This is a genomic window from Flavobacterium sp. WC2409 (genome assembly GCF_041200085.1).
In the GTDB taxonomy this organism is placed as follows: domain Bacteria; phylum Bacteroidota; class Bacteroidia; order Flavobacteriales; family Flavobacteriaceae; genus Flavobacterium.
Window position 1 is genome coordinate 1,871,681 of the sequence record NZ_CP165625.1, and the last position, 11,993, is coordinate 1,883,673.

Annotated in this window: 11 protein-coding genes; 10 read left to right on the forward strand and 1 reads right to left on the reverse strand. The window is 31.1% G+C overall.

Features of this window, described 5'->3' with window-relative positions:
* Positions 1 to 7: 7 nt before the first annotated feature.
* The 9 genes from AB3G34_RS08025 (at position 8) to AB3G34_RS08065 (ending at position 9,321) form a co-directional block, all read left to right on the forward strand.
* Positions 8 to 358, forward strand: a complete 351-nt coding sequence (locus AB3G34_RS08025; protein WP_367753640.1) for a hypothetical protein — start codon at positions 8 to 10, stop codon at positions 356 to 358.
* A 1-nt stretch (position 359) separates the two neighbouring features.
* Positions 360 to 689: a hypothetical protein gene (locus AB3G34_RS08030; protein ID WP_369754023.1), complete on the forward strand. Its 330-nt coding sequence runs from the start codon at positions 360 to 362 to the stop codon at positions 687 to 689.
* 170 nt (positions 690 to 859) lie between these two features.
* Positions 860 to 1,591: a diguanylate cyclase gene (locus AB3G34_RS08035; protein WP_369754025.1), complete on the forward strand. Its 732-nt coding sequence runs from the start codon at positions 860 to 862 to the stop codon at positions 1,589 to 1,591.
* Positions 1,592 to 1,991: 400 nt separating this feature from the next.
* Positions 1,992 to 3,782 (forward strand): Ig-like domain-containing protein, encoded by a 1,791-nt coding sequence (locus AB3G34_RS08040; RefSeq protein ID WP_369754026.1) that lies wholly within the window; start codon positions 1,992 to 1,994, stop codon positions 3,780 to 3,782.
* A 79-nt stretch (positions 3,783 to 3,861) separates the two neighbouring features.
* Complete coding sequence (locus AB3G34_RS08045; protein ID WP_369754027.1) at positions 3,862 to 5,895, forward strand: outer membrane beta-barrel protein; 2,034 nt, start codon at positions 3,862 to 3,864, stop codon at positions 5,893 to 5,895.
* 196 nt (positions 5,896 to 6,091) lie between these two features.
* Positions 6,092 to 7,180 (forward strand): alkene reductase, encoded by a 1,089-nt coding sequence (locus AB3G34_RS08050; protein WP_369754028.1) that lies wholly within the window; start codon positions 6,092 to 6,094, stop codon positions 7,178 to 7,180.
* 27 nt (positions 7,181 to 7,207) lie between these two features.
* Positions 7,208 to 8,266: a class I fructose-bisphosphate aldolase gene (locus AB3G34_RS08055; RefSeq protein ID WP_369754089.1), complete on the forward strand. Its 1,059-nt coding sequence runs from the start codon at positions 7,208 to 7,210 to the stop codon at positions 8,264 to 8,266.
* 138 nt (positions 8,267 to 8,404) lie between these two features.
* Positions 8,405 to 8,878, forward strand: coding sequence for a nuclear transport factor 2 family protein (locus AB3G34_RS08060; protein ID WP_369754029.1), 474 nt, complete (start codon positions 8,405 to 8,407; stop codon positions 8,876 to 8,878).
* On the forward strand, positions 8,875 to 9,321 hold the full coding sequence (locus tag AB3G34_RS08065; protein ID WP_369754031.1) for a DUF1572 family protein: 447 nt from the start codon (positions 8,875 to 8,877) through the stop codon (positions 9,319 to 9,321). Before AB3G34_RS08060 ends, AB3G34_RS08065 begins: the two co-directional genes overlap by 4 nt.
* A gap of 58 nt (positions 9,322 to 9,379) precedes the next feature.
* Here the strand turns inward: AB3G34_RS08065 and AB3G34_RS08070 are convergent, their stop codons facing one another.
* Positions 9,380 to 9,604, reverse strand: a complete 225-nt coding sequence (locus AB3G34_RS08070; RefSeq protein WP_369754032.1) for an SHOCT domain-containing protein — start codon at positions 9,602 to 9,604, stop codon at positions 9,380 to 9,382.
* Between the two features lie 635 nt (positions 9,605 to 10,239).
* On the opposite strand from AB3G34_RS08070, the gene AB3G34_RS08075 reads away from it, so the two are divergent.
* A complete protein-coding gene (locus AB3G34_RS08075) occupies positions 10,240 to 11,982 on the forward strand; it encodes an APC family permease (protein ID WP_369754033.1) in 1,743 nt (580 codons plus the stop codon).
* The last annotated feature ends 11 nt before the right edge of the window (positions 11,983 to 11,993 follow it).

Here is an 11,993-nt window from a genome sequence, read left to right on the forward strand (position 1 = left end):
TTATATTATGAACAATAATACAACATCAACAATAGAAATTCTTTTTGAAAAGGCTGAGAATTACACCCGCACTTCTATAGAGTTAGCGAAGCTAAATGTTATAGATAAATCTTCGGACGTTTTATCCTCATTAATTTCAAGACTAGCAATTGCTATTGTTTTTGTTATGTTCATTTTACTCTTTAATTTTGGATTGTCTTTTTGGATTGGCGAAACACTTGGTAATTTCTTTTATGGTTTTTTTATTGTAGCCGCATTCTACCTCATTATTTCTATTGTATTGTATTACTATAAAGATCAATGGATAAAAATGCCGGTAAGCAATTTTATCATTAGAAAAATGCTAAAACAGAAATAAAATGAAAAAATTAAACGAAACCGATCTTTTAGACCAAACGATTTTAGCTCTAAAAACAAAAAAAGCAGATGAATTCGAATCTCTTAAAGAACAATTTCATACTACTTATGAGAGCATAAAACCAATGAATTTAATTAAAAATGCTTTTACAGATCTAACAGATTCTCCAGTCATTAAAAATAGCATTCTCAATAACGTCATAGGCCTATCAACAGGATATTTGTCTAGGAAATTAATATTAGGTAGTTCACAAAATCCTGTAAAAAGAGTTTTGGGTTCTGTATTTCAATTTGTAGTTTCAAATTTTGTTTCTAAACACTCCACTTTATAATTCAATCAAATTTATTTAAATTAATAATGCCGTTAATTTATATAAGTAATTGTTTTTTTAGACCAATAAATTACTTTTAAAAGGCATACGATTTATTTATAACTATTTAAGATTTCATGAATTGTTGTCGGTAAATCACAAAAAAGTAGCTTTTTATTATGGACATGAAAATGAAAAAAGAAGATTTGATAATTACTAATTTGCAGCTTGAATTTCAAAATAATGAAAAAGAAAAAAAAGCAGCTGAACTAATTATCGCCAATACCGAACTCGCCTTTCAAAATGATGAAAAAGAGAAAAGAGCGGCTGAATTAATTATTGCCAATAAAGAACTCGCTTTTCAAAATGATGAAAAGGAAAAAAGAGCGGCTGAATTAATTATTGCCAATAAAGAGCTTGCCTTTCAAAATGATGAAAAAGAAAAAAGAGCAGCTGAATTAATTATTGCCAATAAAGAACTCGCCTTTCAAAATAATGAAAAAGAAAAAAGAGCAGCTGAATTAATTATTGCCAATAAAGAACTCGCTTTTCAAAATAATGAAAAAGAAAAAAGAGCAGCTGAATTAATTATTGCTAATAAAGAACTCGCCTTTCAAAATGATGAAAAAGAAAAAAGAGCAGCAGAATTAATGGCAACCAATATAGAACTTAAGAATGCCGAAGAATCACAAAAAGAATATATTAGGGGCTTAGAAAAAATCATGTATTTGACTTCACATAAAGTCAGACAGCCAATTGCTAATATTATTGGTTTGTCTCTCATGATTGATATAACTAAAGATTCAAAAGAAGAAATTAAACAATCTATCGATTACATAAAAGAATCCGCATTATCACTAGACCTTTTAACTAGAGAGTTAAACGCACATGTTTTATATCTAAAGAAAAAAGTAAAAATGTAAATGCCATTGTAAACGGATTATATTAAATTTTAGGAGATGGAATCCTAAATGTCTATGGATTTTGTATAAAAAGATTCCCTCTTAAAAACAATTAAAATTGTTTTTAAGAGGGAATCTTTTTTATAGCATGATATAAAACCCATACTATATTGACACCTATGCGATTTTACTTACACCCGTACTCTTTTTTTATATAAAAACTACCGACATTTTAAAATTTAAAATAAGATTTTTCAAAAAAAATTACAATATAAAATACTGATATATAATTAATTACAAAAAATACTGAATTTTGTATCAGTGAATTATAAAACAATGAAAATTAATAGTATAACAAGTTAGAGGCATTAACAATGAACCTTTGTCTCACTTAACAATCAATCCCCAAAATAAAATAAAAATGAAAACAAGAAAATTACTATTAACCGTCTCAGTACTATTCATAGCCTTATTTTATGGCTGTGCAAATGATGATTTTCAAGAAGTAGATGGTGTTTGTCCGCTTGTGACAACTACCAGTCCAGTCAATGGAGCTATAAACGTTCCTCTTGATCAAATAATTACTGTAAGCTTTAATGAAGAAATGAATCCTGAAACTATAAATCAGTCTTCATTTACTTTAACCGGAACTTCTCAAGTTGCAGGTGTAGTAACATACAGTGGAACTACAGCAACTTTTACTCCATCTGCATTGCTTACTCCTAACACTACGTACAGTGCAAGAATAACAAGAACTGTAAAAGATCTTACGGGTAACGCATTACAAACCGAAACTATTTGGACTTTCAGTACTGGTTTAACAATTACCCCAATGGTATCATCAACTGATCCTGAAAATAACACCAATAATGTTGTTTTAAACAAATTAGTAAGTGTTAATTTCAATATGCCAATGAAAGCTTCAACTATTAATACAACTAACTTTACTTTAAAACAAGGAACTACAGCAGTTTCAGGAACTGTATCGTATAGTGGTACTACTGCTATCTTTACTCCAACAGGACCTTTAGCTCCTAATACTGTATACACAGCAACAGTTTCTAAAGCAGTTACAAATTTAGATAATACTGCATTATTAAGTGACTATGTATGGAAATTTACAACGGGTGCTTTAGTAGCTCCTACAGTAACTGCAACAGATCCAATAAACAATACGACAGGAATTAATCTAAATCAAACGGTTACAGCTAACTTTAGTATGATTATGGATCCGTTAACAATTAATGGAACGACTTTTACTTTAAAACAAGGTATAACAACAATTGCAGGAACAGTAAGCTATTCTGGAACAACTGCCTCTTTTAATCCAACAAATGATCTATTGGAAGGGAAACTTTATACTGCGACAATTACAACTGGTGCAAAAAATGCTGCAGGTGTTGCTTTAGCTAATGATTATGTATGGAGCTTTACAACATTGGTTACAAACCCAACTATCCCTTCTACTTCAAAATTAACTTTCGGAGTCTTTGGTGGAAATGCTGGAATAACGAATCAAGGATTATTAACAAGAATTAATAATGGAGGAATTGGTACAACAGCTGCTTCTACATTAGTAACAGGTTTTACAGATATTTTAGCTTCACCATTTGAAGTATATACTGTTACACCTCTTAATAACGGTCTTGTAGCTGGTGGAGTCTTTGCTGCAGCACCTGCACCAGGAAATGGTACAAAAGCACAAATAGCACTTGAAGGATTGAATGCTGCAAGAGATGTTTATAATAGTATTTCTCCAGCTTCGAAACCAGGTGGAAGTGATCAAGGATCTGGTGAATTAGGAGCCTTATCATTGGCGCCTGGTGTGTATAAATCAGCAAGTGGTACCTATAAAATTACAAATGGTGATTTAGAATTAGATGCACAAGGTGATGCAAATGCAGTTTGGTATTTCCAAGCAGCATCATCCCTAACAGTGGGATCTCCAGCAGCTTCTAGAAGTGTTAAATTTAAAAATGGAGTTGGTTCAGCAAATAATGTGTATTGGTACGTAGGTAGCACAGCCGTAATTAACTACGGTGGTGGTGGTGTAATGGTAGGAAACATTATTGCTAATAATGGTGTGACATTGTCTTCTCCAGGAAATAGTACAACTCTTGTAGGTCAAGAAACAGTATTAAATGGTAGAGCTATTTCATTAGTTTCTTCTGTAACTATGGTAAATACAATTATTAATATCCCTGCTAATTAAGTAAACAATCAAAGTTTTAAATATCCCGTCTTAGGGCGGGATTCATTTAAATAAAACCTAATAATAAAATACATCAAAAATGAAATCAAAAAATATTTATAACGAGACACCATCTACTGCATGGTCTCTTACTAATAGTACCTTAAAAAGTATCGGAATTATTACTTTAGCTTGGTTGAGTTTTCAAACTTCAGTTCAAGCACAAGAGACTCTAGAAGCTAAGTATACAAAACCTTCATGGTATTTTGGTTTAGCTGGTGGTGCTAATTTTAATTTTTACAGAGGGTCAACACAGCAAATGAATGCTAGTTTTACTTCTCCTAAAACATTTCATGATGGATTTGGAGCTGGTCTTTTTATTGCACCACTTTTAGAATATCGTCCTGCTGATTCAAGATGGGGAGTTATGTTACAAGCTGGATATGACAATCGTAAGGGTAAATTTGACCAAGTAGTTACAGCATGTGACTGTCCTGCGGATTTAAAAACGAACGTGAGTTATATTACAGTGGAGCCAAGTTTGCGTTTCGCTCCTTTCAAATCTAATTTCTATATATATGGAGGTCCACGTTTGGCTTTCAATATGGATAAATCATTTACCTATCAATTAGGTATAAATCCTGCATATCCAGATCAAACAGCTAATCCAGCTGTGAAAGGTGATTTTGACAATGTCAATAAAACGATTGTTTCTATGCAAATAGGAGCTGGATATGACATTCCACTTTCAACAGATAGTAACAAAACGCAATTTGTATTGTCTCCTTTTGTTTCTTTCCAACCTTATTTTGGTCAAGATCCTCGTTCAACTGAAACTTGGAATATTACTACTGTAAGAGCTGGTGTTGCACTTAAATTTGGACAAGGCCAAAATATCCAACAGTCTACTGATATGGTAAAAGACGCCGAAGTGAAATTCTCTATTAATTCACCAAGTAATCTACCAGGTGAGTCTAGATATAATGAAATATTCCCACTTAGAAACTATGTGTATTTTAATGCCGGTTCAACTGAAATTCCAAACCGTTATGTTTTATTAACTAAAAATCAGGTAAAAGATTTCAAAGAAGATCAATTAGAAGTTTATGCTCCTAAAAACTTGTCTGACCGTTCAAAACGACAAATGACTGTTTACTATAATATTTTGAATATTTTAGGTGATCGTATGCAAAAAAATCCTACATCAACAATTTCTTTAGTAGGGTCTTCAGAAAATGGTCCTACAGATGGATTAGTAATGGCAGAATCTGTTAAAACGTATTTAGTAAATGTATTTGCAATTGATGCGTCAAGAATCATAACTAAAGGTCAAACAAAACCTAATATCCCTTCTTTACAACCAGGAGGAACATTAGAATTAGAACTTCTTAATGAAGGAGATCGTAGAGTATCAATTGAAAGTACTTCACCAGATTTATTGATGGAATTTCAAAACGGACCTGATGCCCAATTGAAACCAGTAAAAATTGTAGCACTACAAGAAGCACCAATTGAAAGCTATGTTACTTTTGATAATACAGGAGCTACTGAAGCTTTATCGTCATGGTCTTTACAAATTGCTGATGAACAAGGAAAAGTACAATCTTTTGGTCCATATACAGAAGATGTAGTTCGTATACCTGGTAAAGCAATCTTAGGTAACCGTGCAGAAGGGGATTACAATGTAAAAATGATTGGTCAATCTAAAAGCGGTAAAATTGTACAGAAAGAAAGCCCAATACATGTTGTGCTTTGGACACCTGCTAAAGTGGAAGAAGGAATTAGATATAGTATTATTTATGAATTTAATAAATCTAAAGCGATTACAATCTATGAAAAATACCTAACTGAAGTTATTGCACCAAAAATTCCTAATGGAGCAACTGTAATTATTCATGGTCACACTGATGTAATTGGTGAAGAAGTCCATAATCAAGAATTGTCTTTAGCTCGTGCTAATGATGTGAAAAATATCATTGAAAGTGGTTTGTCAAAAACTGGAAGAAATGATGTGAAATTTGAATTACATGGATTTGGGGAAGATGAAAATAAAGCTCCATTTGAAAATAAAACTCCAGAAGAGCGTTCTTATAATAGAACAGTAATAATTGATATTATTCCTGCTACTAAATAAAAGTGAATATATTTTTTATAATTTGAAAAAGAGGATAGAAACTTAAAAGTCTATCCTCTTTTTTTATGCTCCATTTTTATTTAATTATAAATAAAAAATAACACTTTCACCATTTAGAATTCAATTCTGCAACCATTTTCACCAATTAAATCAATAAATATAATTATCTTTATATCAGCAATTTAACACTTATATCATGAGAGAAAATCAATTATACACCCCTATAAAAATTGGCTCAATCGAATTAAAGAATCGAATTGTTATGGCGCCAATGACGAGATGCAGGGCATTAAAAAATATTCCAAATGAACTTATGTGTGAATATTATCAACAACGTTCAACTGCAGGATTAATTATTACCGAAGGAACAGCACCATCCCCTAATGGACTAGGGTATGCCAGAATTCCAGGGATATTTAGTGAAAAACAAGTTGAGGCCTGGAAAAAAATCACAGAAACTGTACATAAGAACAATGGAAAAATAATTGTTCAGCTGATGCACTCAGGAAGAATAAGTCATCCACTTAATATGCCTGTTGGGTCCAAAATACTCGCCCCTTCAGCAGTAAAAGCAAGTGGACAAATGTGGACCGACTTAAAATATTTTCAAGATTTTGAAACTCCTACTGAAATGACTTTACAAGATATAATTCATGCCAAAACTGAATTTATATGTGCTGCCGAAAATGCTTTATTTGCGCATTTTGATGGTGTAGAGTTGCATGGAGCCAATGGTTATTTATTAGAAGAGTTCCTGTCCCCAATAACTAATATCCGCACTGATAATTATGGCGGAAGTATTGAAAACAGATGCCGATTTGTTCTAGAAGTAGTAAAAGGTGTTGCCAATGCAATAGGAAAAGACAAAACAGGAATTCGTTTATCCCCTTATGGAGTAGCCAGCGATATGTCACATTATCCTGAAATAGATGCTACTTATGACTATTTATCTAAGGAACTTAATAAATTAGATATTGCATATATCCATTTAGTTGATCATTCTGCGATGGGATCCCCTCCTGTTCCATTAGAAATAAAGAAAATGATTCGTGAAAATTTTAAAAATGCTATTATTCTTTGCGGTGGCTTTAATAATAAAACCGCCGAAGAAGCTATTGAAAGTGGTTTAGCGGATCTTGTTGCTTTTGGTAGACCGTTTATCTTAAATCCTGATCTTGTAGATCGATTTAAAAATAATTGGCCACTTTGTGAAGATTTAAATATGGATCTCTTTTATACCGCTGATGAAAAAGGATATACTGATTATTCTTTTTATAATTCTTGAGGAAATTAATATTTTATTAAAATTATGATGAAAGACATATTCCAATTATTAGATTTATTAGGTAATGATAAAGAGAACTTGTTGAATCATGTGTGCAAAACAATTGCTAAAAATCAAATCCATTTACCCAATAAAGATAGCGTTGATTCGTTTTTAAATAGTAATCGAAATGAGCAATCCATTAGAAGTATAAATCAACTTTATCACAATGGAAATCTTTCTGGAACTGGCTACCTATCTATTTTACCCGTTGATCAGGGAGTTGAGCATACTGCTGGTAGTTCCTTTTCTCCAAATCCAATTTATTTTGACCCAGAAAATATATTAAAGTTAGCATTAGAAGCTGGTTGTAATGCAGTAGCCTCTACAATGGGAGGTTTAGCATTGCTCTCTAGAAAGTATGCACATAAAATTCCTTTTATTGTAAAAATTAATCACAATGAATTAATGACGTATCCTAACAAATATGATCAAATCATGTTTGCCAGTGTACGTGATGCATGGAATATGGGAGCAGTTGCTGTAGGTGCTACTGTTTATTTTGGATCAGCTGAGTCAGACAGACAAATCATAGAAGTCGCACATGCATTTGAAGAAGCACATAATTTAGGAATGGCAACTATACTTTGGTGTTACACCCGAAACAAAGCCTTTATAAAAGATGGAATAGACTACAATATTGCTGCAGATATTACAGGACAAGCCAATTATCTAGGTGTCACATTACAAGCAGATATTATAAAACAAAAATTACCACTCAACAATGGTGGTTTTACTACTTTAAAATTTGCTAAAACTAATCCTGATATGTATTCAAAACTTTCTAGTGAGCACCCTATCGATTTGTGCCGTTATCAAGTACTAAATTGTTATTCAGGTCGCATTGGAATGATTAGTTCTGGCGGAGAATCAAAAGGTAAAACTGATTTTGCAGAAGCGGTAAGAACAGCAGTAATAAATAAAAGAGCAGGAGGTTCTGGAGTGATAATGGGGCGAAAATCTTTTCAACGCTCTTTTAGTGAAGGTGTTAAACTCATAAATTCAGTACAAAAAATCTATTTGTCAAATGAAATAACAATTGCCTAACAAGTAAAATAGATAGTTAAACAACTAAAAAATAATTGAAATCTTAAAAATATTAAATTAAATTCATTTTTAGATATTGAATATAAAATTAATTCTTAACAAAAAAATTATTATTTTTACTGTTCATAATTTTTAAATATGACCGAGAACGAAAAAACGCTAACCAAATTCTACACTGCCTTTACTAATGCCGATGCATCTACAATGTGCGAATGCTATCATCCAGATATTAAATTTAGAGATCCTGTTTTTGGTCTATTAAAAGGAAATCAAGCTTGTGATATGTGGAAAATGCTAATTAAAAGTAGTAAAGGAAACATCAAAATAGTATTCTCTAATATAGAAGCTGATGAATATTTAGGTACTGCAAAATGGGTAGCCACCTATAATTTTAGCAAAACGAAACGGAAAGTTATAAATGAAGTAAGTTCTCATTTCCATTTTAAAAACGGTTTAATTATTAAACATACTGATGATTTTGACATTTGGAAATGGTCAAAACAAGCTTTTGGAATTCCTGGAATCTTATTTGGTTGGACTGGTTTCATGCAAAAAAAAATTCACGAGAAAGCAATTTCATCCCTTAAGGATTACCAAAAAAATAAACAATGATAATTAATACTCTAAAAACTATATTTAAACGAGATCTTAATCAGTTAATAAACGAAATTGATTTGTATCAAAATGAGAGTTTAATATGGCATGTTGAAAAAGAAATATCAAATTCAGCTGGAAATCTATGCCTACACTTAATAGGAAATCTTAATACATACATAGGAAGTGTTTTTGGAAATACTAACTATATCAGAAATAGACCTCTTGAATTTTCATTAAAGAATGTTCCTAAATACGATTTGATACAAAAAATCGATGCCACAATACTTGTAGTAGAGGAAGCTTTAAATGCAATAAAAGAAGATGATTTAAAAATGGATTATCCTTTATTAGTTTTCGAAAATAAAACGTCAACGGAGTTTATGCTCATACATTTGACTACTCACCTATCCTATCATCTAGGACAAATAAATTACCACCGCCGCTTATTGAATGAATAAATTAGTCTTTGTTTAGAGAGCAAAAATAATTCTAATAGATCTAATCAATTTAAAGAGTCTAATTATCTCCTAGTATTTTTTTTCTTTCTTCAAATTCGGCTGTAGACAACTCCCCATTTGCATATCTTCTTTTCAAAATTTCCAAAGGGGATTCCTTTTCCGAAAACGTATTAGTATTGGATTTAACAAAAAATCGAAATAAAAAAATAAAACAAAATACCATTATAGGTAACCATATAACCCACATTATTCCCATGTTCCAGTAAGTATCGTGATACATCATTATTTCCAGCAATTAATGTTATTAAGTAATTTGCTTTTATTAGTTAAAATAGACCTTCTTTTTAAGCAAAATCCAATTTAACTCATTTTTTACAAGTTATAAACTATCCTATTATTCACCATGACTGCGTTTTATATCTATAGAATCTATCTCCATGCTATTACCAATTATCATCTTTTTATTACCAATAACATGTGTTGTGTTTTTTCTATTTTTTAAATATAATTCGAACTGCCTTGCCAATTGCCGGTCTTCACTAATTGTTTTAAAAACTTCTTTTTACTGAAGAGAATCCTTCAATAAAATATTTATAGATTATTTTTGAGCATTTATCTGGAAACTATCAAAAAACACTGTGACAATTGACCATTTAAATTTGAAAAGAAGCTTCATAGTACCAATTTTTACAATTCTATTTATAGTACTTAAAGATAATGAATTAAAAACTAAAATTATTCAAATATATGAAAATCAATATTTTAAAATAAAAAAAAATACAATCCGTACTTAAAAATGCTTTTCATTTCTCTTTTATGATGAATCAAGAATTTATTATCTAATTTGGCAATCTATTACAAATGATTATCTTGCGAGTAATGTATATCAACAATTGTTGAGCTAAATCTAAAAAAATAATGAAAAAAGTATTACATAAAAAATTAAATGAATTACAAGCAACCGCAATTTGCGGAAATGATATTAGTTCATCTTGTCTTTACGTATCAGCACTTACAATTATGTATGCAGGGCAATATGCTTGGATTTCATTATTATTAGTTGCAGTTGTATTATTTTTATTCCGAAAAATATATGGTGAAGTTGTTGGTGCTATTCCTCTAAACGGTGGTGCTTACAATGTATTATTAAATACTTCTTCCAAAAGGTTAGCTTCACTTGCTGCTACCTTAACGGTATTATCTTATATGGCGACAGCTGTTATATCGGCATCTGAAGGAATGCATTATCTACATGGTATAGCTCCAGGAATTAATGTCGCAATTGCAACAGTAGTTGTATTACTAGCTTTTACTGGATTAGCTATTTTAGGAATTGGAGAATCAGCAATTGTTGCTGTTGTAATTTTTATTATTCATTTATCGACCTTAAGTATATTAGTCCTAGCGTCTTCTTGGTTTATTTTCTCTAATGGATTAGAAACTTTCAATATCAACTGGAGTCTACCTGTGAGTTCAGGCGGAATTATCAATGCATTATTCTTAGGGTTTTCGGCAGCAATGTTAGGTATTTCAGGTTTTGAAAGTTCAGCTAATTTTGTTGAGGAACAAGAGCAAGGTGTTTTCCCTAAAACACTTCGCAATATGTGGGCTATAGTAAGTTTTTTCAATCCAGTTATAGCATTATTATTAATTTGTATTATCCCCCTTGCGCAAGTTGGAGAACATCAAGAGTCATTATTAGCTTATTTAGGACACACAACTGGTGGATCTTGGTTAGCATATCTTATCTCTATAGATGCTGTTCTAGTACTTTGTGGTGCTGTTTTAACATCATTTGTAGGAGTTTCAGGTTTATTAAATCGTATGACTTTAGACCGTATTTTACCCAACTACTTTTTAAAACAAAATAAGCGTGGTTCTAATTATAGAATAATCATCAGTTTCTTAATATTATGTGTATCCGTTTTATTCGTTACGGCAGGTAATCTTATTGCATTAGCTGGAGTTTACACCTTCTCTTTCTTAGCGGTAATGGGATTATTTGGAATTGGAAATTTATTATTAAAATTCAAACGTAAAAAATTACCAAGACCAGAAAAAGCAAGAGGAATTGCAGTAGTTTTTGCAGTTTCACTTATCATAGCTGCCTTTATAGGAAATGTTCAATTAAATGTAGACTCTTTCTACACTTTTATTAAATACTTAATTCCAGCTTTACTTTTTGTCTCAATTATGCTCAACCGATCTTTTCTTATAAAAGTATTGATTGAAGCTTTAGAATATTTTTACAAACCATTACGAAGAATGGTTATTTTCAGTAATCGTTATTTATTGAAAATGAATTTAAAAATCAATTCACAAGAACTTGTGTTTTTCACAAAAGGGGATGACGTCGCTATCATAAATAAGGTAATGCAATACGTTCAAAATAACGAAACCACTAAAAAATTAAAAATTGTCAATGTAAAAAGTGAAGGGGAAAATAACGATTTACTTATAAAAGATCTTAAAGTATTAGATCGCGCCTATCCTGAAATTGATATCGAATTTATTGAACTAGAAGGTGTTTTTGGTCCTGAAATCATCGATGAACTATCAAATAAATGGAAAATTCCAAAAAACTTTATGTTTATTGGTTCTCCAGGAAATCGTTTCTCTTATAGAGTATCTGAACTTGGTGGTGTACGTTTAATTATGTAATTTTAATATTC